The 23746-nt window shown below is 49.3% G+C and carries 25 protein-coding genes; 5 read left to right on the plus strand and 20 right to left on the minus strand.

The genetic code is table 11. From position 1 onward, the window contains the following. Positions 1-154 precede the first annotated feature (154 nt). The 5 genes from L9W92_RS00115 to L9W92_RS00135 all read right to left on the minus strand — a co-directional run bounded on the left by L9W92_RS00115 (position 155) and on the right by L9W92_RS00135 (position 7599). A complete protein-coding gene (locus L9W92_RS00115) occupies positions 155-1531 on the minus strand; it encodes a citrate/2-methylcitrate synthase (protein ID WP_240081738.1) in 1377 nt (458 codons plus the stop codon). 228 nt (positions 1532-1759) lie between these two features. Further along, positions 1760-4363, minus strand: a complete 2604-nt coding sequence (locus tag L9W92_RS00120) for a DEAD/DEAH box helicase (RefSeq protein ID WP_240081739.1) — start codon at positions 4361-4363, stop codon at positions 1760-1762. Positions 4364-4373: 10 nt separating this feature from the next. Further along, positions 4374-5633, minus strand: coding sequence for a BREX system ATP-binding domain-containing protein (locus tag L9W92_RS00125; RefSeq protein ID WP_240081740.1), 1260 nt, complete (start codon positions 5631-5633; stop codon positions 4374-4376). Further along, positions 5590-6801, minus strand: coding sequence for a BREX system ATP-binding domain-containing protein (locus tag L9W92_RS00130; RefSeq protein WP_240081741.1), 1212 nt, complete (start codon positions 6799-6801; stop codon positions 5590-5592). Before L9W92_RS00130 ends, L9W92_RS00125 begins: the two co-directional genes overlap by 44 nt. A gap of 3 nt (positions 6802-6804) precedes the next feature. Beyond that, entirely contained in the window at positions 6805-7599 is a 795-nt protein-coding gene (locus L9W92_RS00135) for a hypothetical protein (RefSeq protein WP_240081742.1), read from the minus strand. A 220-nt stretch (positions 7600-7819) separates the two neighbouring features. Between L9W92_RS00135 and L9W92_RS00140 the strand changes: the two genes are divergently transcribed. Further along, on the plus strand, positions 7820-8482 hold the full coding sequence (locus L9W92_RS00140; RefSeq protein WP_240081743.1) for a L,D-transpeptidase family protein: 663 nt from the start codon (positions 7820-7822) through the stop codon (positions 8480-8482). 48 nt (positions 8483-8530) lie between these two features. Here the strand turns inward: L9W92_RS00140 and L9W92_RS00145 are convergent, their stop codons facing one another. From L9W92_RS00145 to L9W92_RS00190, 10 genes are all read right to left on the minus strand, one after another. Then, complete coding sequence (locus L9W92_RS00145) at positions 8531-9058, minus strand: coiled-coil domain-containing protein (protein WP_240081744.1); 528 nt, start codon at positions 9056-9058, stop codon at positions 8531-8533. Positions 9059-9088: 30 nt separating this feature from the next. Then, on the minus strand, positions 9089-10168 hold the full coding sequence (gene mqnC / locus L9W92_RS00150; RefSeq protein WP_240081745.1) for a cyclic dehypoxanthinyl futalosine synthase: 1080 nt from the start codon (positions 10166-10168) through the stop codon (positions 9089-9091). Next, a complete protein-coding gene (locus L9W92_RS00155) occupies positions 10152-11000 on the minus strand; it encodes a menaquinone biosynthetic enzyme MqnA/MqnD family protein (protein ID WP_240081746.1) in 849 nt (282 codons plus the stop codon). Before L9W92_RS00155 ends, mqnC begins: the two co-directional genes overlap by 17 nt. Further along, a complete protein-coding gene (gene mqnE / locus L9W92_RS00160) occupies positions 11001-12101 on the minus strand; it encodes an aminofutalosine synthase MqnE (RefSeq protein WP_240081747.1) in 1101 nt (366 codons plus the stop codon). 62 nt (positions 12102-12163) lie between these two features. After that, a complete protein-coding gene (locus tag L9W92_RS00165; protein ID WP_240081748.1) occupies positions 12164-13033 on the minus strand; it encodes a UbiA-like polyprenyltransferase in 870 nt (289 codons plus the stop codon). Continuing rightward, entirely contained in the window at positions 13023-14474 is a 1452-nt protein-coding gene (locus L9W92_RS00170) for a menaquinone biosynthesis decarboxylase (protein ID WP_240082144.1), read from the minus strand. The genes L9W92_RS00165 and L9W92_RS00170 overlap by 11 nt, the downstream gene beginning before the upstream one ends. After that, positions 14464-15192, minus strand: a complete 729-nt coding sequence (locus tag L9W92_RS00175; RefSeq protein ID WP_240081749.1) for a demethylmenaquinone methyltransferase — start codon at positions 15190-15192, stop codon at positions 14464-14466. Before L9W92_RS00175 ends, L9W92_RS00170 begins: the two co-directional genes overlap by 11 nt. Positions 15193-15208: 16 nt before the next feature. Continuing rightward, entirely contained in the window at positions 15209-15988 is a 780-nt protein-coding gene (locus L9W92_RS00180; protein WP_240081750.1) for a polyprenyl synthetase family protein, read from the minus strand. Between the two features lie 187 nt (positions 15989-16175). Next, the gene (gene speD / locus L9W92_RS00185; RefSeq protein WP_240081751.1) at positions 16176-16556 is read right to left on the minus strand and encodes an adenosylmethionine decarboxylase; all 381 of its coding nucleotides are present in this window, start codon (positions 16554-16556) and stop codon (positions 16176-16178) included. Positions 16557-16897: 341 nt separating this feature from the next. After that, the gene (locus L9W92_RS00190; protein ID WP_240081752.1) at positions 16898-17086 is read right to left on the minus strand and encodes a ferredoxin; all 189 of its coding nucleotides are present in this window, start codon (positions 17084-17086) and stop codon (positions 16898-16900) included. 104 nt (positions 17087-17190) lie between these two features. On the opposite strand from L9W92_RS00190, the gene L9W92_RS00195 reads away from it, so the two are divergent. From L9W92_RS00195 to L9W92_RS00205, 3 genes are all read left to right on the plus strand, one after another. Then, positions 17191-18381, plus strand: a complete 1191-nt coding sequence (locus L9W92_RS00195) for a sensor histidine kinase (protein ID WP_240081753.1) — start codon at positions 17191-17193, stop codon at positions 18379-18381. A 34-nt stretch (positions 18382-18415) separates the two neighbouring features. Continuing rightward, entirely contained in the window at positions 18416-19069 is a 654-nt protein-coding gene (locus L9W92_RS00200; protein ID WP_240081754.1) for a response regulator, read from the plus strand. A gap of 184 nt (positions 19070-19253) precedes the next feature. Then, a complete protein-coding gene (locus L9W92_RS00205) occupies positions 19254-20219 on the plus strand; it encodes a patatin-like phospholipase family protein (RefSeq protein WP_240081755.1) in 966 nt (321 codons plus the stop codon). Between the two features lie 4 nt (positions 20220-20223). Here L9W92_RS00205 and L9W92_RS00210 read toward each other — a convergent pair whose 3' ends face one another. From L9W92_RS00210 to L9W92_RS00220, 3 genes are all read right to left on the minus strand, one after another. After that, complete coding sequence (locus tag L9W92_RS00210) at positions 20224-20868, minus strand: redox-sensing transcriptional repressor Rex (protein ID WP_240081756.1); 645 nt, start codon at positions 20866-20868, stop codon at positions 20224-20226. Positions 20869-20970: 102 nt separating this feature from the next. After that, the gene (locus L9W92_RS00215) at positions 20971-21222 is read right to left on the minus strand and encodes an FmdB family zinc ribbon protein (protein ID WP_240081757.1); all 252 of its coding nucleotides are present in this window, start codon (positions 21220-21222) and stop codon (positions 20971-20973) included. A 115-nt stretch (positions 21223-21337) separates the two neighbouring features. Continuing rightward, positions 21338-21625 (minus strand): TIGR04076 family protein, encoded by a 288-nt coding sequence (locus L9W92_RS00220; protein WP_240081758.1) that lies wholly within the window; start codon positions 21623-21625, stop codon positions 21338-21340. A gap of 101 nt (positions 21626-21726) precedes the next feature. Here L9W92_RS00220 and L9W92_RS00225 point away from each other — a divergent pair, with 101 nt between their 5' ends. Next, on the plus strand, positions 21727-21924 hold the full coding sequence (locus L9W92_RS00225) for a hypothetical protein (RefSeq protein ID WP_240081759.1): 198 nt from the start codon (positions 21727-21729) through the stop codon (positions 21922-21924). 23 nt (positions 21925-21947) lie between these two features. Here the strand turns inward: L9W92_RS00225 and L9W92_RS00230 are convergent, their stop codons facing one another. Both L9W92_RS00230 and L9W92_RS00235 read right to left on the minus strand, forming a co-directional pair. Continuing rightward, on the minus strand, positions 21948-23024 hold the full coding sequence (locus L9W92_RS00230) for a tetratricopeptide repeat protein (RefSeq protein ID WP_240081760.1): 1077 nt from the start codon (positions 23022-23024) through the stop codon (positions 21948-21950). Next, positions 23021-23653, minus strand: coding sequence for a 5' nucleotidase, NT5C type (locus L9W92_RS00235; RefSeq protein WP_240081761.1), 633 nt, complete (start codon positions 23651-23653; stop codon positions 23021-23023). Before L9W92_RS00235 ends, L9W92_RS00230 begins: the two co-directional genes overlap by 4 nt. Between the last annotated feature and the right edge of the window lie 93 nt (positions 23654-23746).

The raw sequence follows: 23746 nt of genomic DNA on the forward strand, positions 1-23746 counted from the left end.
CAGGGCAAAAAAGAACTGGCTCCCGTTTAATTCGGAAGACAGTTCTTTTTTTAATAATTTTTGTTAAAAAATCTGCCGAACTCAAAACGTTTTTTCCGTTCTTTCAATCCAATTCTTCAGCATAAAAGGGAAGCGAATAAAAGGTTATGCTAGATTAAACACCCTTCCGCCCGTCCATCGGGATGTATTTACGCCGCTTGGAGACGCTCTTGTACGCCGGCCTGATGATTTTTCCGGAATTAACGATTTCTTCAATCCGATGGGCGCTCCAGCCGGCTATCCTGGAAACAGCAAATATAGGAGTGAATAATTCGATGGGAATATCTAGCATTCTATAAACAAAGCCTGAATAAAAATCAACATTCGCACTTACCCCCTTATACATCTTACGGTATTCCCCGATTATTTCAGGGGCCTTCTCTTCAACTTTTAAATAGAGATTATATTCGTCTTCCAAGCCCTTCTCCTTGGCAAGCCGGGCAATATGCTCCTTGAAAATAACGGTTCTTGGATCAGATATCGAATAAACAGCATGTCCTATGCCATAGATTAGACCCGAACGATCAAAGGCTTGCTTATTCACTAACTTAACAAGATAGTTTTCAATTCCTTCATCATCACCGAAATCCCTTATGTTCTGCTTCATATCCTCAAACATTTGGTAAACCTTAATGTTGGCGCCTCCATGCCTGGGCCCTTTAAGCGATCCCAGCGCGGCGGCAATTGCCGAGTACGTGTCCGAACCGGATGATGTCACGACATGCGTCACAAAGGATGAATTATTACCCCCGCCATGCTCCGCATGAAGCACCAGAGCAAGATCGAGCAGGGTGGCCTCGAGTCTTGTAAATTTACTGTCCGGCCTAAGCATGTGCAGGACATTTTCGGCGGTGCTGAAATCCGGTCTCGGACTGTGTATATAAAGGCTATTGTTTCCATGGTAATGAGAATAAGCCTGATAGCCATAAACCGCAAGCAGCGGGAAACAGGCAATCAGCCTGATGCATTGTTTCAATACATTATTAATGGAAGTGTCATCGGCATTATCATCAAAGCTATATAAGGCGAGTACGCTCCTAGCCAAAACGTTCATCATGTCCTTGCTCGGCGCTTTCAAAATCATGTCGCGGACAAAATCATCCGGCAGCTTTCGGTATTCGGCAAGAAGCTGCTCGAAACCAGCAAGAGTTTTTTCGTCGGGGAGTTCGCCAAAAAGCAACAAATAACAAGTCTCTTCAAAACCAAAGCGGCCGTCTTTAAGAAAACCATCCACTATGTCGCTTATATCGATCCCCCTGTAAATTAATCTGCCAGGAACAGGTATAGTCTCATTTTCGTCAATTATATAGGCATGTACTTCACCGATCTCTGTCAGGCCGACAAGCACACCCTTGCCATCTTGATCACGGAGCCCGCGTTTTACGTTGTATTTGCTAAATAAATCGGGATTGATCAAGTTGTTTTTTTCAGTTATGTTACTTAACTGATTAAGGAATTGTTCTTCAAAATCTTCCAGTTGAAAATTCTTCATAGCATCATCCTCCACTAAATATAAATAGCGTTAGAGCCATCGGGCAATCAAAACCCACTTCCGATAGGTATACTTAATTATACATAATTGTGAAATGGAACACTATATTATTAAATAATATATACATAATACAATCCGGCAGGTATTCAGGGAGTAGGAGTCAGAATATCGTATCTTAGGATAATAACTCTTGGTTCCCGAATACTGACTACAAAGTAGTTACTCTTTTTACAGCAAGTCTTTCACCTGAAAGACACAACGGCAGGCTGGACTGTGCGAGCAGACAACCAGCGGCCCGCGCGCTGCATTGACTGCCTTTAAGAGGTGACCGGCCGGACAAGTCAGCCCGGCAGCGGCAAGGTAATCATCCAGTATTTCCAGTGTCAGCTTTTGAACCGGCTGCTCACAGCGCGGGTAGGCGGTGCAGCCGAGGAAATAGCCGCCGGTCGTTCCTGCGCGCACGGTCAGCGGGTTACCGCAGAAGGAACAAGTAAGCCGGTTCTCCACATATGCTTTCAATCCGGCATAACGCCCCTGGAAGAATCCCTTCCTCAGTTCCATCTCTAAAAGGTACATTAACGTACGGCACACCCTCTCGCCACTCACCCGTACACTGAAGCGGTCCACCCGGCCGTCGCCCGGCCAGGGGCAGCCGTACCACAAGCAATTCCCGGCAGTTGCAGTAACCGGGCTCCAAACGGCAGAGCGTTTCACGGTATAGGGCCGCAAATCCGGGGGAAAGGTTGACGGCAACCCGGCGCGCATTGAAACACGGGCACCGCCGGCCAGCGCCTCCCGCAGCGCGCCGGCCACGAGCCGCTCCGGCGGGCCGGCGGCAACCGGCCAATCCATTTGGACCACCGCAGCCTGTCTCATATCAGTCTGCCAGGCCTTCATAGCCGGCCAGCGCTCAGCATACCAGTCGAGCGCCAGGTTCTCTCCGCCAATATGGTCAGGCAGTTCACTGAGAAGTTCCCTGCTTTTAATGACCCGGCCATTTTGTCCGATAAAACGAAATAGTTCCAGCACTGCGGAGTCGCCGGCCAGCCGGCTCTCCAGAAATACCCGGTGGGCCAGCACGAAAAGCTTGCCCCTAGCCCTGGTGACGGCCACATTCAACAGCCGTTTTCCGGCATTTCCTTCCCGCCGGGCCAGGAGACCGCCGGGAGCGCGCTGGGGAAAAGCATCCACCAGGTCCAGCACTACCGCATCCTGTTCCGCGCCTTGAAAGCGGTGGATGGTGGCGGCTACCAAACCTGCCGCCTCAGAACGGGCGCCGGCTGCCCCAAGCAGGCCGGCTGCCAGCGCATTCAAGAGTCTGGCCTGGGCCGCGTAAGGTGTGAGCAAGCCTACTGTAAGGCCGTTTAGCCTGATCTGCTTGGCCAGGGTCAGGGCCAGGAAAGCGGAAAAAGGATTGAAACGGGAAAGAGCGTGCCGGTAGCAAAGGGCATTCAGGTCACTTACATCAACCAGCGTCAGAGCCGCCCCCGGGCAGGGAGCCGCCGCGGCCAAATCGGCCCGCCGGGTTGTCTCCGGGGCATTGTAAAGCTGGCCGCCGTACACAGTGTCGTTGACAAAACCGGCTACAGCCGGATGCATCCGCCGCTGGAGACGCAAAACAGCGACATCAGGTAGGTTTCCCGCATCAAAGGCCTCGGCAATTCCGGTTTGCTCGAAAATGTCCCGTCTTAACCAGCGTTTAACCCCTTCCGTGCCAGCCAGGGCAATTGGCGCCAGTTGGCGGAAATCACCGCTCACCACCATTTTCTTGCGGGCCAGGGAAGCGGCAAAAAAAACCTGCGGGACGTAAGCCATGCTGGCCTCATCAAGCAATACAGCGTCAAAGTGACCTTGATAGATCACCGGATCTAACGCAGCCGTAGCCAGGGTACAGCCAAGTACACGGGCCGCGCCGGCCACCGAGACTGCCGCTTCTTTCAGCGCTTTGCTCAATTCACGCAATTGACGATCCACTTCACTGAGCCGGCTGCCGGGCTTCCGGCCAGCGCGCAAGTCGGCCAGTAAAGCGCTGCGTTCGGCATCCAGTTTTTTTCGCCGGACCCACTGGTCCGGGCAGCGGGCGGCAGCCTGGCTGAAAGCCAGGAGGCCGCTTTGCCGCAGCACCGGCAGCCTGGCCCAGCCGTAACGTGCAATCAAGCCGGATGCCGCAGGCTGCTTCAGCCTCGCTGCTATGCGTAATACCGCGCCGTCCACGGCTATATTGGCATGTGAAACAACCAGCACCCGCCAGCCCTGCTTGAAAAAAAGGTCCGCTATGCGAGCGACGGTCTCAGTCTTGCCAGTGCCCGGAGGACCCCAGATAAACGTGACATCCCTGCTCCCGGCCAGGCGCACGGCATCTTCCTGAGCCATAGCTGCCTTGGCAGGAGGAATAAACCGGCGGGGGAAGGCAGGCACCTTCTCCATCACCTGCATGGCCATCTCCAGGTTTCTTTCCGGCGTCTCGTCCAGCCGCTCCTGTAAAACGGATAATAAAAACCATGGCTCACAGAAAACATCAGCCCGTTCTACAAAGTCACCGATATTTTCATGCAGCGCCAGCGTCAACTCAGAACCCCGTATGGATATTACTTCACCCCGTGTCTCGCGCAGGCCGGTTTCCACACGCACCGGCGTGCCATCAAGAAGAAACGCCTCTATTTCCAGCTCAAAGATGTATAAAAATCCATTCTCTCCGCGGTCGACCAAGACCCCATCGATAATCAGCAGGGGGCGTCCCCCCTCACGCTGCAAATAAGCTACTTCTTCAGCAAGCGCATTGTTGAATTCGGAAATTATTCCAGCAGCGCCCAAGTAGACATCTCCCGCCAATAAATACGTCTTAACCTTCCGGTATGGCCGGTTCTAGCTTATCTTCATCACCTGCCGGCTTGACTGGCAGGATTTCTTCAGGCATTCCCGCCTTGATATCCGGCTGCTCATCGTAAAGATACTGGAGATCCAGATATTCAACCATAGACCTGATCGCGGTGCGCAGTGGTTTATCCCCCGCCAGGCTGGCGGCAACCCGGTCAATGTCAACCGGCGCCGGCCAGTCATAGGCCTGCGCGTGATATTCACGGACCGACCACAGCATGCGGTTGACATCAAAGGTGGAGAGCTTATCCAGAAAGAGGTTGTCTTTCAAAAAGCTGCCTAAGACCTCCCTCACCGTGGGAATTTCATGCTGCCTCTCCTTAGCCGCCAGCTTTTGCGGCACAGTGTCGTAATCGCTGTTTTTCTGCCTCCAGATTAATTCCGACCAGAGATTGGATGAGGCAGAAAAAACAGTGTAAGCGGCGGTCATCCCAAAAGAAGGCGACATGAAGCGGGCGGCGTTTAAATAAGCGTTGGCGCGCGCCATAATGCCGAGGTACATCAACTGTTCGAATTCGTCAAACAAAATAACCCAGCCGGCACAACCGCCAGCACGGATCAAATATGCGAGAAAGCGAAAGTAATCAAACGTGTTTTCTTTAACAGTAAAGCGTGATATGGACAAGGTGTTCCCAAAATTCATCCGGTTAATCGATCTTAACTGCGTAACGGGAATAAAATCACCCGCCAGATCACCGAGCAGGACATGCTGGTTATACATATCGCTGTCACTTTCCAGGTAATTCCTCAACACTGCCTCAATTTTCGGGTGGAGGTTGTGTCCGGCATATTTCAAGACCTCCTCCGCTTTCATCCTGTCCCGCTTCAGTCCTTCCAACAAGGGCGCGAAGCCCGGCTGGGTATACCCCGGGAGGAGCAAATTAGCGGCCGCCCGGCGGTAAAGGCGGTCCATTTTGTCAAATGGAGTCTCTTTGGAAAGCGGTACGAAGCTGACAGCAAAATTCATTTCTTCCGCCTTCCGTGCAATGATATTAAGAAAGTGCGTCTTGCCGTTGCCGAAGTTTCCTTTGACCACTAACGATATAACACCGGCGCCGGACTGCACGCGAGTGAGTTCGCGACCTACGCGCTCCAGGGCAGCTTCCCGGCCATATGAAAAAATAGCGCTTAAATGACCGGAAGAAACGCCTGAACGCAGGCACTCAATGGTTTTCCTCGCGTCAAATTGCTCCACCACGGTCACCTCCCGCGCCGTATTCGCCAACTATGGCCTCTATAACCCGTCGCACCGGCGAAAACATGCTCACCGTATCAACCAGGCAGCGCAAGTCCTCCCGCTGAAGCCTGGAATCAAGAGCAAAGAAATCGTTCAACCTTTCCTGCAGTTCCAGACAAGTCTCGACAGTGAAAATCTCTTTTATAAGGCTGTCTTGATTGAACAAGTCGGCAAACTTGTTCGGGCGCAAACCGGCAACCTCGTTCTGAATGCGCATCCAGAGCGCCTCGTATGACTTAAAACCGGTTTTTTCATCCTGAATCAATTCCGGCCGGCCGGCGAAAACGAAAAAAGCTCCTTCAAAACCGGCAAAGTCGTCCACTAACTGGCGCAGGCTTTCGTAGACTTCATTGCGCGCCGACTTCCCGTAAAGCGCCCGCCCTAACGGACCCCGTTCTAATAAAGCGTTCAAGTTGTCCACCGCCAGGCACAAGCCCCGGTAACCGCAAAGACGTAACAGGGCAAGAAAAGAAGCCATCATATTTCGGGCGTTGTATTTATCTATTTTGGTGAAAATCCTTAACGGCTTTAAAACTTTTGCCGGCAAAGACCTGCCCTTGAGCCAGCCCGTCAAAATGTCTCTTTGCTCCGTATGCAAATAACGCAGACCAAGATAGTCGGAGCAGAGCTGCGTGAAGGCCATGGCGAAGTTATTGTTTATTTTACGGTTATGGTACAATGTGTCCAGGTTTTCTTGAACTTCAAGCCGCAGCGCATTAGCCGTATGCCCGTCGTTACCCATGCCCTGTCCGGAGGAAATTTGCCCCGCCTGACAGCCCAGCCTTTCCAATACCGTACCGCAATAGACGGCAACCACCGCCTGCATGTCCACTTCCTCGAACACAGCCTGATAGATAGAGTCAAACTTATTTAAACGCACTTGGCGGGCATCTAAATAAACTGTTACATAGCCCAGGCGGCGGGCTTCTTCCATCATCAAAAGAAGAGCGTGGGTCTTACCCGAACCCGGCTTGCCGATGAAGAACTTAATTTTGCTGCCCCCATCGGCTATATAGTCTTCCAGGTAGCGAGCCTGCCAGAAATTCCAGATACCATCCTGTCTGCCCACCGTGATCGCTTCCAGCGCTTCTCTATCCAAAGGCGGCTCGCCGCGCCGCAGGCTTTCGAGGGCAGATTCCTTGACAGCCGGTTCCACAGTTTATCCCTCCCGGTAAAACTTTATCACACCGTAACGCTGGGGTTGCTTCTGAGCGTCCAGCACTACCAAAGCCTGTCTCCGGTTGCGAACGTTGCCGAGCCAGAGCCGCCGGCCGTCCGGCGCGTTCATCTGGCCGCTTTTCAGCACCCGGTGCAGGCTGAAGGCAAAAAGCTGCACCGGGTAGTCGCGCTTTTGTTGCGGCATGGGTGTAAGATTATCATAGACATCTTTCAACAGCACTTCCTGCTCGCAAAGAAAAATTTTTGTCTTGGCAACCTGCCTGGCCATCTCTGTGTCGTAAGCATTGGCGAGAGTCTGAAGAAAACGCTGCACATCAAAGGAGGCCGCGTTTAACTTGTCGATCTCCTTCTTTAAATGTCTGGCCACGACACCCGGCCGGAGGTTGCGGTAAACTCTGTCGTCTATGGTGATCATTTCTTTTTCAGGCAGCACCCGGACTTTAAATGGCAACACTTCATAAACCGGATATTCCGCCTCTACAGACAAGCCCTCTTCAGCCAACGCGCCAAGAAAACCCGCGTGGAACTCTTCCAGCAAGTAAGATTGCAGATCAAAAGAAGGAAATTTATCTTTAAACCCTTGTAAAGACTCTTTTTGCTTATCCACCAACTCCTCATAGCGGGCCAGCGCCTGCTGCAACGCGTCAAGGTTGCCCTGATCAGCAGCAGTCTTGACGCGTCTGACTGCGTTTACCATACTGCGGTGAGTGTTATTCAGGTTTTTAAAGTCTTCCTGCAGCGAATAATCCAGAAAGTCATCTATGTTCATCGGCATTTATTGCTCAGACACCTCCTGCGTAAGACAGAATATACTATTTTTCTTCATAAGAAGAGCATTATCCTTCTTTTAATTTGATATATTCACAAGCTTCGCTGAGACACCAATCAATCCAGTTTTATAACCAAATACCTCATTTTAAGAAGCCCGGCCGGAATAATAAGGACCGGTATATGAGACAATAGATATAAAAATAAACGGGGGAAAAGCTCTATTAATGAAATATTTCTATTACGCCGCCGCAGTTTTTTTAGCCGTTTTTTTCACGGGGGTAGGGATAAAAATATCTTGGGCGGCAAACCCAATACCGGAAAAAACCAGTATTATTATCGATATGGACAGGTTAACCCTGACCCTCTTCGACAATGGGGTATCTTTTCGCCAGTTTCCAGTTGCCATGGGTAAATACGAAACACCAACTCCGGTCGGCAACTGGAAAATCGCCTCACAGGACACCAACCCGCCTGATGTCATGGGCACACGCTGGCTTGGACTCAATATACCATACGGGCAATATGGCATCCATGGCACCAACGCTCCGCACAGCATCGGCAGTTTTGCCAGCCACGGCTGCATCAGGATGCATAACGCTCACGTTGAGGAAATTTTTCCTTTTGTCAGCCATGGCACACCTGTAACAATTATTGGGACACCATTCGGCGCCCCGGGCACACTTCCTGCTGTTTTAAAATTTGGAAACCAAGGTCCGGATGTTTTGGAAGTACAGCGGGCGCTGAAAAGACTTGGCTATCTCAAGTGGAAGCCTGATGGCTTTTGGGGCCAGGGAACTGAAGAAGCTGTGAAAAAATTCCGGGCGGACAACGGTCTTACCGGGCAAAATATTGTTGATGACAAAGTCTATACGCTGCTCGGATTTTAACGCAAACCGGCTGGATACAACCTCCATGGCACTCATCAACGGATAGAATTATTTTAACCGCTTCAGTATGACCAGTTCTTCTTCCTGGGAAGACAGCCGGTTATCAATTTTCTTAATATCGCCCCAAACATAACTCAGTTCGTTTTTGATGCCGTCAATATCTTTTTGCATTATATCCTGGCCCGTCTTTAATTGCTGCACGTCTGTTTCGATATTGCCAAGCCTGGCGTCCAAGCCGTCTACTTTGGTTTCCAGACCGCCAAGCCTGGCGTCCAAGCCATCTACTTTGGTTTCCAGACCGCCAAGCCTGGCGTCCAAGCCATCTACTTTGGTTTCCAGACCGCCAAGCCTGGCGTCCAAGCCATCTACTTTGGTTTCCAGACCGCCAAGCCTGGCATCTAAACCGTCTACCTTGGTTTCCAGACCGCCAAGCCTGGCATCTAAACCGTCTACCTTGGTTTCCAGACCGCCAAGCCTGGCATCTAAACCGTCTACCTTGGCGTCCAGTTTGGCCTGGCCTTCAGTCAGTACCTGCAACTGTTCCAGCACCAGTTCTTGAAATTTTTCATTCCCCATTACAAGTGCTCCTTTCACTCTATTACAAGATTAAGACAATTCTTTGATGATCTCATAACCCGTATTCCGCTGTGCCGGTGTAAAACCGGCATCTCTAATACAGCGGATGATTTCTTCCGCAGGAACCCGGTAGTTTACCCCGGCGGCACGGACAACGTTTTCTTCCAACATGACGCTCCCGAAGTCGTTGGCGCCGAAAGCCAGGGCCACCTGGGCCAGTTTGGCGCCTTGAGTCACCCAGGAGACCTGGATATTGGGCACATTGTCCAGCACCAGCCTGGACACGGCAAGGGTTTTCAAATAATCCGCCCCGGTGGCGGTTTCACCGCCAAGCTTGGTGTTTTTGGGCTGGAAGCTCCAGGGAATAAAAGCGGTGAAGCCACCGGTGCGGTCCTGCTGCTCCCGCACCCGGATCATATGCTTTACCCTTTCCTCCAGAGTTTCCACATGACCGAACACCATGGTGGCGGTCGATTTCATCCCAATTTGATGGGCCTCCGCCATTACCGCCATCCACTCCTCCCAGGTAATCTTCTCCGGGCTGATCAGGCGGCGCACCCGGTTATCCAGAATTTCGGCGCCGCCGCCCGGCAGGGAATCCAACCCGGCCTTCTGTAATTCTAACAGGACCTTGCGCAGGGACAAACCGGAAATCCCCGCCATATGCGCTACTTCCGGCGGGGAGAAAGAGTGGATGTGAATAGCGTATCGCTCTTTAACCGACCGGAGCATGTCCAGGTAGTATTCCAAGCGCAGCTTCGGGTGAAGCCCACCCTGGATCATTACTGCCGTACCGCCGGCGGCTATAGTTTCCTCAATTTTTTTAAAAAGCGTCTCCTTACTGATTATATAAGCTTCCGGATCGCTTTCTTCCTGCCAAAAGGCACAGAAGCGGCACCGGCAACAGCATATGTTAGTGTAGTTGATATTCCGGTCAATAATAAACGTAATTCTATCGCCCGGGTGCATTCGCCTGCGCACCAGGCTGGCCGCGCGGCCTATCGACAATAAATCAGGCGAGGCGAGTAAAGCGACACCCTCTTCCAAGGAGAGCCGTCTTCCCTGGACAGCCTCGTTCAAGAGGTCATCTAAATTAAGCACCGGTTTCACCCCAGACCCGCAGCTTGACTCTATCCTCAATCAATCCACTCTTATAGGCGTAATCATAAAAAGAAAGCAGTGCCTTTCTGTCGTCTTCGCTAAATTCGTGCTTGATCGTTTGAAAATAATCCTCAACCACGGGCAGCGGCAATCCGCTCCGCCGCTGAGCCTTGGCAGCCACGGCGGTAAATTGGCTGTACCCGATCTTTTTTGCGTTGACCAGAGCGTTACTGAGGCAGTCAACAGCCGCCGCATCGGAGCCGGCGTAAGCTTTGCGCACCACCCATACCGCGTAAACCATTTTAGCGCCGCTAAATTGCTTCCATGTCTCGCCGAGGTCAGTCACATAGTAAGGCATGTGCCGTTCTTTCACATGCTGGTGAGCCTGCATGGCGTTGTCCCCGATCAACAGCGCCCCGTCCGCTCTTTCCATCATGGTGTTAAGTTCAGGAGCGCTAGTTTCAAAATCCACGTCCACATGGTAATAATGGTCAAAGAGCACTTTTAAGAGAACAACCCCGGTCGCGGAAGAATCGGTAAGACACACTTTCTTTCCTTCCAGTTCTGTCACCGGCACCTTACTGAAAAGCAGGATGCTCATCACCCGGCCGTCGGCGCTTATGGACAAATCGGGCAGGATTATGCATTTATCTTCGTTTCGGGCGTACTCAATTGAAGACAGCGGGGTGACATCCAACCGGCCGCTCAAAAAAAGTCGGTTTAATACAGTGGGCGGCCCCTTTACCAGTTCAGCTTCCAGCGGCAGCAACCCCTCTTCAAGGGCATGGTAAACCGGTAGGCAATTAATATAGTCCAACTGCCCGAGGCGTAATCTGGACACCTAAAAAACCTCCTCAATAACGTTATACAGGGTATCACGCTCTACCGGTTTACGCCCCGCCGCTCTAATCATCTTTACAAGCTCAGCTTTAGACATAAACTGGCCGGTTGCCGCACCTGCGTCGTGGGCGATCTTCTCCTCCACCACGGTTCCGTCCAGATCGTCGACCCCGAAGGTCAGGGAAACCTGGGCTAATTTTGGCCCAATCATTATCCAGAAAGCTTTGATATGATCAAAGTTATCCAGCATCAGCCTGGCCACAGCCAATGCCTTCAAGTCATCGAAACCGGTGGTTCCGGAGACCGATTGCGGTTCCAGGCCGGTGTTTTGCGGGTGGAAAGCAAGTGGAATGAAGGTCAAAAACCCACCCGAGATGTCCTGCGCCTCGCGCAATCTGACTAAGTGATCGACTCTCTCCTCAGCTGTCTCCACATGACCGTACAACATAGTGGCGTTGGTACGCATTCCCAACTTGTGCGCGGCCAGATGCACTTCCAGCCAGCGCTCGCCGCTGATTTTCCTGGGGCAAATCAACTTACGCACCCGCGGCGAAAAAATCTCCGCCCCGCCGCCCGGCAGCGAGTCAAGTCCGGCTTCGCGTAAAACGGCCAGCACTTCCTCTACCGGCATGTTGTGCACCCGCGCCAGATAATCAACCTCCACCGCGGTAAACGACTGGATCATAACGTCTGGCAGCGCCCGCCGGATGCGCCGCAACATCTCTACATAATAATCCATTTTTAAATCCGGGTTGAGACCGCCGACAATATGTATTTCAGAAATTCGCTCTCCTGCCGAAGCCAGCGCTTTAGCTTCGATTTCATCAAGGCTGAGAGTATACGCCCGGGGATGGCCGGCTTCAAGCCCAAAAGCGCATAACTTGCAAAGATTTTCGCAAACATTGGTATGATTAATATGCCGGTTGACGATAAAATAGGCCTTGTCCCCGTTTTTTCTACGCCGGACCAGATCGGCAAGACGGCCTACCGCCAAGAGGTCTTTGGCTTGATAAAGACGAACGCCGTCTGCACGGCTTAACCTTTCACCGGCTAGAATTTTCCTCTCCAAATCAGCCAATTCACCGTCAAGAACAAGTTCCATTACCGCTATTCCTTTCTTTCTTTACCAACGCATGATAGCCATGACTCCGCTGCATCTTAACCTTAAAAGATCCGCAAAGGGAAAAAAATATCAAATAAGGTAAAAACAAACATGACCACACTTAAAGTGCCGTTTAAATTAAAAAAAGCTACGCCGGCCCGCGACAAATCATCAGGTCGCACTAAAGTATGCTGGTAAAAAAGTATCCCTACAGAAACCGCCACCCCGGCCAGGTAAAGGACACCAAGGTTTAATAGCAAGCCCGCGGCCAGGAAAAACAACGGCGCGATGGCGTGAAAAACAGCGGAAACGTTAAGTGCCCGCTTAATGCCGAACCGGGCCGGGATGGAATAAAGACCTTCTTTAAGGTCAAACTCGTAATCATCGCAGGCATAAATAATATCAAAGCCGGCGACCCAAAAAAGCACTCCCGCTCCCAACAGGAACGGCGCCGGATGAAATTGGCCGGTAATGGCGATCCAACTGCCCAGCGGGGCCATTCCCAGCACCAGCCCGAGCACCAGGTGGCATGTCCAGGTGAAACGCTTGGTATACGAATAGGTAAACAGCACCAGGACTGCCGCCGGAGCAAGGCGGAAAGCCAGCGGGGTTAGTTGGTATGCAGAATAGAATAAAAGCAAAAAGGAAACCAAAACATAAAACCAGACTTCTCCTTCCCGCAGAAGTCCCCTGGGCAAGGCCCGGCCGGCGGTGCGGGGATTCCGGGCATCAAGGCGCCGGTCGATAAGCCGGTTGAGGGACATCGCAGCCGTGCGGGCCCCCACCATGGCCATGGTGATCCAGAGCAGGTCATGCGCGGCCGGTATTTTTTTCTCCGTCAGCAAAGCCCCAATATAGGCGAAAGGCAAGGCGAACACAGTGTGTTCAAACCTGATCATTTCCAGAAAAACTATCAGCTTCTTAAAAACCATACTCCCTCCATTTGCCGTCAACCAGGTTTTTCACTTCCTCACTCATTACAACGTCACCCGGCCATTCGCGCAAATGCCCTTCCGAGGGCCATTTTGTCGTGGCGTCAATGCCCATTTTTGCGCCCAGGTGGGGCAGTGGGGACGCATGGTCCAGAGCATCCAGCGGGCCTTCGGCGATCACCACGTCGCGCTTGGCGTCAATATTGTTAAACACCCGCCACATCACTTCGGAAATATTCTGCACATCCACCCTCGCATCAACTACAATAATCAGCTTGGCCAGCATCATTAAACCAAAACCCCACAACGCCGACATTACTTTTTTGGCCTGTCCCGGGTAGCGCTTTTCAATAGATATAATGACGCAGTTATGGAAAACCCCTTCTGGCGGCAGGTTCATGTCCACCAACTCAGGAACCAGCAGCCTGAGCAATGGCAGAAAGATGCGTTCGGTAGCCTTGCCGATATAAGCGTCTTCCATCGGCGGCCGTCCGACTATAGTTGCCGGGTATACGGGATCTTTCCGGCTGGTCACACAGGTCAGGTGAAAAACCGGGTACTGGTCGGCCAGTGAGTAGTAACCGGTGTGATCGCCGAAAGGACCTTCCAGCCTCTTTTCCAAGGGGTCGACATACCCCTCAAGAATAACCTCGGCATATGCCGGCACCTCAAGATCAACTGTTTCGCATTTCACCAGCTGGACAGGTTCCTTGCGCAAGAAACCGGCAAACAGCATTTCATCAATACCGGCAGGCAGAGGAGCGGTGGCTGCGTAGATTACCGCCGGATCAGCGCCCAGGGCGACAGCCACAGGCATTTTTTCAGTCCCGCCGCCCACTTTTTGATTACGGCAATGCCCCGCGGCGTCTTTGTGAATGTGCCAGTGCATCCCGGTAGTGCGTTCATCATACACTTGCATCCGGTACATCCCGACGTTGCGCTGCCCTGTACGGGGATCTTTAGTAATAACCAGGGGCAAGGTAATATATGGTCCCCCGTCTTCCGGCCAACACTTCAAAACAGGCAATCCCGCCAGTGAAGGATTGTCCTTGACCACCACTTCCTTACAAGGACCGTCGCTTACCTTCTTCGGAATAAAAGAAGCCAACTGCGCCAGCTTGGGCAGCGTCTTCAGCCTGTCCATAAAGGTAGCCGGCAACTCCGACGGCTGGATAAAAGCCATCAGGTCCCTACCGATCTGTTCCAGGTCGTCCACCCCGAGAGCAAGCTTCATCCGCTCCAGCGTACCGAAGAGATTGGTGGCCACCGGCAACTTATACCCCCGGACATTTTCAAAATATAAAGCCGGCCCGCCCGACTTGACCATGCGGTCACTGATCTCGGTAATCTCCAGCACCGGGTCTGCTTCCGCCTTTATTCTTTTTAAGAGATCGCGTTTTTCCAAGTCCGCCATAAAAGCGCGCAAATCTTTATAAGCCATGTCGCTTCTCTCCCACATGCACGGCTACAATACCGCCGGTAAGCTCATAATAGCAGGCGCCGGTCAGACCGGCGTCGGTAAAGATATCCCTGATCTCCGACTGGTGAGGAAACATTTTCAACGATTCCGGCAGCCATTTGTAAGGCCCGCTTAGTCCTGCTCCCAGTCTGCCCAGCACAGGTATAACGCAGTTCAAGTAAAAATAATAGATCTGCTTGAACACCGGTATGCCAGGTTTGGCAAACTCAAGAGAAACAACCTTTCCCCCGGGTTTTACCACCCGCCGCATTTCATCGATAGTTTTCCTGATATCGGGCACATTACGCAAGGCAAAACCGATGGTGGCGCAGTCAAAGGTATTCTCCGGAAACGGCAGGCTGAGAGCATTTCCTTCAACCAGTTCAATTACTTCCCGATAAGGAGTGCCTCCTATATTTACAACAGCTTTCGCCAGCATGTCCGCGCAAAAATCCACGCCGACCACACGACCTTTTAAGCCGGCCGCTTTTGCCAGTTCCAGGGTTAGCATACCCGTCCCGCAGCAAACATCCAGGCCCTCGCCGCCCGGCGTCAAACCAGTGAGTTTCACTGCAAATTTCCGCCAATACTTGTCCCGGTTAAAACTCAACGCGGTATTAAGAAAGTCGTACCTGTGGGCAATTGATGAAAAAACCGCGTGTACATACTCTTCTTTACTACGATACTGGTCTGGCCGCATATAGCCCTCCAATACATTATCCCACCATGCGCCGCATATTCGTTTCGCCCCTGGATAACATATTAACCAGTTGCTCCAATACAACCTTTTCCGGCCGGGCCGGCGCCAGCAAAAGGCATTCCCGAGCTTTATCCGCGTAAAATGTTGTTTGCTCCACAGCGGCACCTAACTCCGACAGTCCAAAAGCCATGCCGAAGTTTTGGCCGAAGCGGCGCATGATTTCCTGGTCTTCTTCGGCAGCGCCGGCCAGGCGGGCTCCCAGAAGACAGCAGCCGGCAAAAAGCTCGGCAGTCACCTTGCGAATAATATCGTGGAAGGCTTTTGAGGCCGGGTTGAACCCGGTGATTTTATTTTTCAGGATTAGACCCTCATGAACCTGACGAACAATTTCGGCCAGCACACGAAGCATCCCGGTAATGCCTGACTCAAGCAAAATAAAAGCAGATTTGCTGTAAAGGTAATCTCCCAGTAAAACAGAAAAACGGTTTTCCTCACAATGGACGCAATCCTCACTAGCCGAGACCGGTTGTTCAAACTCAGCAAAACTGTCCTGTACCTTCGAAGCCAGATAAATAAACTGAAAAACAACGGCCAGAACAGCCGTTTTTTCAGGATTACCGCCGTAAATCCGGGAAGACAGGATCACCAGCGCCGGTCTAATTGCCTTATCGACAGATAAATGTTCCAGGCCGGCTAAATCTCCCGCCCGGCCGATAATCGGAGGAAACTCTTCTCTAAACAAACAAGATGCGTTTTCCAGGTCTTCTTTTATCGGATCTAAAATGGTTCTCAACATTTAGTGAGGCTCCTCCTTTACTTGCCTTGATATATAATTCGGTATAGTCTCACAATTTCCTCCCCTCGCGTCAGCCATTCCTAATTTTATCTGATTAAGATGGCAGCAAAAATTAGCAGGCCCTGCAATATCCACTATTGCAAGGCCTGCTAATTTTTATTGCTCTTGGTACTAATAAATATCCCTCCTAAAGATTTACAGCTTCCTTCAGGTAAGCTTCCGGGATGACTCCACGTTTTAGTTCTTTTGCCGTCATATGTTTCGCGCAAAAGTGGTCGTTCAGGTAGTTGCATGCATCCCAGGGATTTACTTTTTCACCGCAAGTGAACACGTCTACCGCCGCGTAACCTAGTTCCGGCCAGGTATGGATAGCCAGGTGCGATTCGGAAATAACCACCACACCGCTTACTCCCTGAGGGCTGAATTTATGGAACACACATTCCCTGACTTCGGCGCCGGCTTCCAGCGCCGCATTCACCAAGATTTCTTCAACCTTGTCGATATCATTAAGAATGTTAAAATCGCACCCACAAATCTCAGCCAATACATGGCGGCCCAATTGTTTCATTTATCTGCCTCCCTCTTGGACAATATTTTTGGAATTAACAAACCCCCTTATCAAAGACAGGTTGGCTAATTCCAATCAAACTCAATTTTAGCATAATATCTTATCTTGTCAACAAAATTTTGAGTTTTACAGTCATAATCACATTTCATGTCCTGAGTTAATGGCTTAAGGTAAAATATGCCTAAATTTAACTGGTAACAATGTCCGGATCTCTAATAATATACGGACTAAGCGGTAAAAAAGTGTCAATGATCTATTTTAGGTATTCAGAATTCAGGAGTCAGAATTCAGAATATCTTGTAGCGATAAGCCATTCTCTCATTCTGACTCCTGACTCCTGATTAAATATCAGTGATCGCTTCAGTAGGACAGTTTTCGGCAGCCTCGTGCGCCTGCTCCTCCAAATCAACCGGTATTTCAGCAGTAACACAACTGGCCTTGTTGTCCTCATTCCATTTGAAAACATCCGGGCAGAGATCTATACACGTACCGCAACTGATACATAATTCCTGATCTACATCAACTCGCAAGCAAAATCACCCCTTGTTTTTTAATCAAGTATAGTGTAGCACAATGTAAACAAATTATGTAAAAGCTTTTCAATTTTCATTATTTTTCTCAACGAGGGAGGAAAATGGAGAATAAAAAAGAACATTTAAAAAAAAGGGGCTACGAGGTGAACACCGTGTTTGACATAAATGCCCTTGATCGCATTGTCAAAGACACTCTTGAAGCTATCGAAAGAAGTAAAAATCAAATTTACGACATAGCTGAAAATTCCCGTATTGAATTAATCAGGGTAAGCCAGGAACTCAACGAAGTTAAAAATGAAGTGGCGGATATTATTAAACAGGTTGACCATAAAGCCGTTATTGAAAAAAAAGCCCGGACCAGACTGATGGAGGTTAGTAAAGATTTACAGAGATTTACCGAAAAAGATATTAAGGACGCTTACGATCAGGCATATCAGCTGCAAGTGGAACTAATCAAAATGCAAGAAAAAGAAAAACTCCTGCGGTACAGGAGGGATCATCTGGAGGCAAGCCTGCGCAGGCTCAGTACTACCGTTGACCGGGCTGAAAAACTAGTCTCCCAAGTGGGTGTGGTCTTGAACTACCTGGGTGGGGGACTGCAGGAGCTTGGCTCTAAAATCGGCGAGGTTCACCAGGCGCAGCAGATGGCTATGAGCATTATTAGAGCTCAAGAAGAAGAACGCAAGCGGGTCGCCAGGGAGATCCACGACGGTCCGGCGCAATCCATGGCTAATATAGTCATGAGAGCGGAATATTGTCAGAAATTGCTGGATTTGCAGCCCGAAAGAGTCCGCGGCGAGCTGTTTGCGCTACAGGAGTTAGTCCGTTCGAGTTTGACGGATGTCCGTAAAATAATATTTGATTTGAGGCCGATGGTGCTGGACGACCTCGGACTGGCTCCCGCGATAAAAAGGTATCTTTCCGATTATAATGATCAATTTGACGTACAAGTTGAATTTCTTTTTATCGGGCAGCAGAAACGGCTGGAGAGTTCTGTTGAAGTCGCTCTTTTCAGAATAATCCAGGAAGCGGTAAACAATATAAAAAAACACGCCCGGGCAAAAAACGCATTAGTGAAAATGGAAATGCTCCCCGACAAGGTTAACATTCACATTAAAGACGACGGCATAGGTTTTGACCTGAGTAAAGTCATGGCGGACGGGGAACGCGACGGGTACGGCCTAATCGGAATACGGGAAAGAGTCCAACTTCTCAAAGGAGGATTTGACATTTCTACCGCTCCCGGTAAAGGCACATCAATAGGCATTTCGGTTCCCGTGGACTATAACTGAAAAACTTTTAACTTAAAACGGAGGGAAACGAAATTTGAAGAGGATAAAGGTTTTAATAACAGATGATCATACACTCATCCGCGAGGGACTGCGTAAAATATTGTCCACAGAAGAAGCCATCGAGGTGGTAGGTGAGGCGGAAGACGGTCAGCAAGCCATAGAACAGGCTATAAAAATCAAGCCTGATGTCATTCTTATGGATATTACCATGCCAAAGGTCAACGGAATCGAAGCCACCCGGATTATCAAAAACAAATACCCCGAGATTGGCATAATCGCCTTAACCATTCACGACCAGGAAGAGTACCTCTTTGAACTGATCAAAGCCGGTGCTTCAGGCTATGTTCTTAAAGACATCCGCTCGGATGTACTGGTGCAAACCATTGTGGGAGTAGCGCGAGGCGAGTCTTTTATTCCTCCGTCCATGACCACTAAGATATTTGCCGAGTTCAGCCGTTTGTCCTCCCGTCACGCCCAGGACGCCCTGCCTCAGGGCTTAACCAGGCGGGAGGTGGACGTGCTTCGTCTGGTCGCGCATGGAGAAAGCAACCGGAACATTGCCCAAAAATTATACATCAGCGAAAAAACCGTAAAAAATCACCTGACAAATATTTTTCAAAAGCTTGGTGTGATCGATCGGACACAAGCCGCTCTTCTCGCCGTGAAAAACAAAATTGTAGATCTGTAGGACTGCTGCTGATAAACAAATAAGACTGTAGCCGGGCGGTATCGGGTTATAAAGGCTCCCATAAGGGGAAGCCTTTTTTCTTGCCCGTACATGTGAAGAAATTGGCATAAGCTTATTTGTGGGTCAGTTGTGTGTCAGTTTTGTCTTTTCTCCATAAGATGATTCTATCAGGAGTGATTGGGCCATGACAATGCGCGCTGACGCTGTTTTTGAAGGCGGCGGAATTAAAGTATTCGGCATACTCGGCGCCCTTTCCGAAGCCGAACGCAGGGGTTATACCTGGGTAAACGTGGCAGGTACTTCCGCCGGCGCAATTATCGCTTCGTTAGTAGCGGCGGGGTATTCCGCCGCTGAAATATGCTCGTTGATTGACGACCTTGATTTCAGCATGCTAAAAGACAAATATTGGCTACACAGGGTCCCCTGCATCGGGCCGGCGCTGAGTTTGTGGTTTAAAAACGGCCTGTACGCGGGTAAGTACCTGGAAAACTGGGTCAAGAAAAAACTTGCCGCCAAAGGGATCCGCACATTTAAAGATCTTGTCATAAAAGAATACGAAAACGACCCCAAATTTCGCTATAAGCTGGTAATTATAGCTACCGATGTGACCAGGCGCAAGCTTCTAAAGCTGCCTCATGATATTAAGGACTATGCTATTAATCCTGACAATCTGGAAGTCAGCAAGGCGGTAAGAATGAGTTCCGGCTTACCCTTTTTTTATAAACCATGCAAGCTTCCCTACACCATACCCGGCAAACAGACTATATCAAGCTTTATTATTGACGGGGGAGTGCTGAGCAACTTTCCGGTATGGATTTTTGACAGTGATGAGACTCCTCCCTGGCCTACTTTCGGTTTCAAAATCATCGAATCTGAAGGACCATTATTCCCACGGGTAAACAACCCATTCGATCTGCTTAAGGCCATTGTATCGACAATGCTGGAAGCACACGACCAAATCCACGAACTGGATCCTAAAAGTCGTGTCCGGACAATATCTATTCCTTCTATGGGGGTAAAGACCACTGATTTTGAAATGAGCTTACAGCTCAAAGAGAAGCTTTACCGGGCCGGAGTTCAAGCCGCTGTCAATTTCTATGAAGGCTGGGATTTTGAGACAATCAGGGCGCTTTATTTTACAACGGACTAACAACTTATGTAGCCTGGTTAAAATCCTTTTTGCTCAGATTACAAGTTAGTATCTCAAGCTTCGTCGCCATATCAACATTTCGCATTTCAATATTTTCAGGGACATTAAGCGCGACCGGCGCATAATTCAAAATGGCCAGCAACCCGTTTTTCACCATCAGATCGGTTACTTCTTGCGCGGCCTGGGACGGTACAGCAATAATGCCGACTTTAACATTATGACGGGCAATTACTTCTGCCATCTTGTCAAGATGATAAACCTCAAGGTCAACAATTTTTTTACCTATCTTGTTCGGGTCGTTGTCAAAAACACCGATTATTGAGAAGCCACGCTCATTAAAACCTTTATAGGTACAAAGGGCAAAGCCAAGGTTTCCCGCGCCCACCAGCACAAGCGGCCAAGGTTCATCAAGACCAAGAATCTTTAAAGTATAACGCATCAGGTCTTTGACATTGTAACCTACACCGCGCGTTCCAAATTCGCCGAAATACGCCAGATCTTTCCGTACTTGAGCGGGACCCACACCAACACCCTGGGCTATTTCCCTTGATGAAACAGTTACTATGCCCCTGCGGTCCAAATATTCCAAAAATCTTGAATATACAGACAACCGCGTTATAGTGGCTTCCGGAACTCTTAGCGTCTTCACTTAGACACACCTCCCCGTCCAAACAAACAATAATAAACAATTTCATCTTTAATAAAATAGAACAGGCCGTGTGGGCCGGCCTGGGCGTTTCCCAAAAAAACATTATTGGAGCTCCTGCCCGCAACAGGAACCAGCGGCTGCGCATCCCTTTTCACCTGGATTGCTGCCGCAGCACCTTCCCAAATCATCGTTGGCCGGTCTTCCAACAGAACTAGGCAGAAAAGGAGCCGAGATGAGTTTCTTCAAATCGGAACCGCCGCAATCAGGGCACTTAACTCCCTTTTCCTGACCGGCCAGTTGGAGAATCTCAAATACTTTTTCACATGCACCACACTTGTACTCAAATATTGGCATATCAGTTCACCTCTTTATTATTTATATAGGGGTATAGTATTCGACAATTAATGTAAAAATCCTACGTTCAACCGTCACTTTTACGGCAGCAACAGGTAAGTTACTTCTTCCATCCTTAAACCGGCACTCTCTTCAGTTCAAAAATTACCGGCCTCTCCGGATCAGGACATGCCCAGGTAGTCACCTCGCTGTTCTGCATCCAGGGGAACTGGCCGCCGTAAAGCAGCGCGGCTACAGCGGATCGCAACGAGTCATAGGCAAACTGACACAGCCCGGCCGGTGATACCGCCGTAAATTCAAAGCTGTCGCCCACCTTATGCCCGTATGAGCACTTGCCGTCACCCCGTATTTCAATAATAGTTGCGATTATTTTATATTTGTACATGGCCGCTCCTTTCGACACGTATTCTCTCGTTTGCCGTGTCTCTTTACTTCGCTAATCCAGCTTCGAAACTGTGGTTATACCGGATGCATGAACTTCCAGCGGTTGAACATAATAAATTTATGAGCAAACACAAAAGCCACGTTGACAGAAGAAGAAACGAATACGGTAACGCTGTCAGCAAGATGCGCGTTAAACAGATGGAGCGTTTAAACAAGGCTGCTCCATTAATTGAATATAATTTAGAAAATTTTTCAGGGAAGTTTGAGATCTACGACCACAACAAAAATAAGGGAAGAAAAAAACCTCTTTTATCATAACAGGTATTTATTATTGCAGTTTTTTAGATAAGTTCGCCTTTTCCCAAGTAATGGCCGGTAACTGCGATCAGTTTGCTCAGTTCTTCATCCGCAGGATCAGCATCTAAAGCTTTTTCAAGGCAAATTTTCGCCTCAAAATAATTGCCTAGTTTTAAATGGGAGCTTCCCATCATTTTGAAATAGAGTGGATTGGCCGTCTTTTTCGCCGCCTCATAAAAACACGCCACGGCTTCTTCATATAAACCGAGCTCATAATATGCCAGACCTTTCCAGTGCATGGACTGCTCGCTCGATGAAGTTTCATTCAAGTATTCAACTGCTTGTTCATAACTCCCCTTGCGGTAATTCAAGATACCTAAATACAGGTTGGCTAAATCGATGTTACCGTCAAGTTCTTTATATTTCAGGAGGTGTCTTTCAGCTTCTTCCAAACTACCCGACTCAAGGAAACAGATAGCAAGCTCAAGAAGGGCCTGTGTTTTATCCTGATAAACGGAAACATAACTCTGAAGGCATGAAATTGCCTCGCTGAATTTTCCTAAAGCATACAAAGATTTACCAACCCAATAACAGGCCAGAAAAATATCATCGTTATTAGTTGCCCCGGACATTATTTCACGGAAAATTTTCAAAGCGTTATCGTATTGTTTTAAAGCAAAATAGATCTTGCCCGTATGGAATAAATTTTGGATGCTTTTCGAAGCAATGCTGAAACAACTTAAGGCCTCCTCGAAACGGCCCATATGATAAAGGCATGTACCCTTTAACGGCGCCAGTTCGACTTGCGGCACAGTGGACGAAGCTTTTTCCAATGCTTCCAGACAATCCTCATAGCATGTATCTTTCTGGTAGAGACCGGCAAGCTTCAGGTAAATTTTCCCGGCAATTTCCTTCCTCCCGAGTTCCTCCAGGATCGCAGCATACCTGATTAATGCGCCGATATTCTCAGGCTCCTTATTTATGATCTTTTTTAATATTCTTTTCGACTCGAATATTTCCCCGTGGTAATACAGCCTGATTGCATCTGCCATTTCATTCAATGGAATCACCCCCCTGCCAGCTGTATTTACGGCTTCAAGAATCACCTGCAGCCGGCTCAAGTTAAAGCTGTGCCGGCAGGCGGAACAACCGCCTTTATATAATCATTTTTATTAAAACAAGAAGCCGCCGGCTGTTGTGATTCTGTAACCAGGGTCTTGTAAATTTCGAGCCATGAATATCTGCGGTGAATGAGCTCCGGTAAATCTCCCCGGTTGTATGGAGCATCAATCAGTATGACCGGTATTCCCACCGCGCTTAACTTTAAACCAACCTCAAGCGTGTCCTCCACCATTACGTCCAGCCCGATTTTCAGGCAAGTATCATCTTTCTCGTAGCTGCCGATAAGCAACAGCTCGTCATAAAGCATACCATACTGCTGCAGCCAAGCCTGTGTTTCCCGCCTGTACACTTCTTTTCTGGCCGTGATGATATAAATATTATGATATTTTTTGATCCTGCTAAGATAATGCGCGGCGTCTTTTACCGGACAGGGGGCGGACATCAAAAACCGGCCTCTTTGTTCAATAAATGCTTTTAATTCAACAGGCGTAATATTAAACGTCTGGATAATATCATAGAGATGAACCTCTTCGACTTGCTTGTTTTTATTAAAAAAACGATTAAGTTCCCGAACCCATAAAGGCAGGCTGTCTGCCAAAACGCCATCAATATCCACCCCGACTCGCATTAATATCCCCCTTCAAGTGTGGGTTTCCATATTATTTGTAGTAAAATCAGTATATGTCAAACTATCGCAAATTGTCAATTGCGGTGCAAGAAG

Origin of the sequence: Pelotomaculum terephthalicicum JT (assembly GCF_022410535.1) — a bacterium.
Classification (GTDB): domain Bacteria; phylum Bacillota; class Desulfotomaculia; order Desulfotomaculales; family Pelotomaculaceae; genus Pelotomaculum_D; species Pelotomaculum_D terephthalicicum.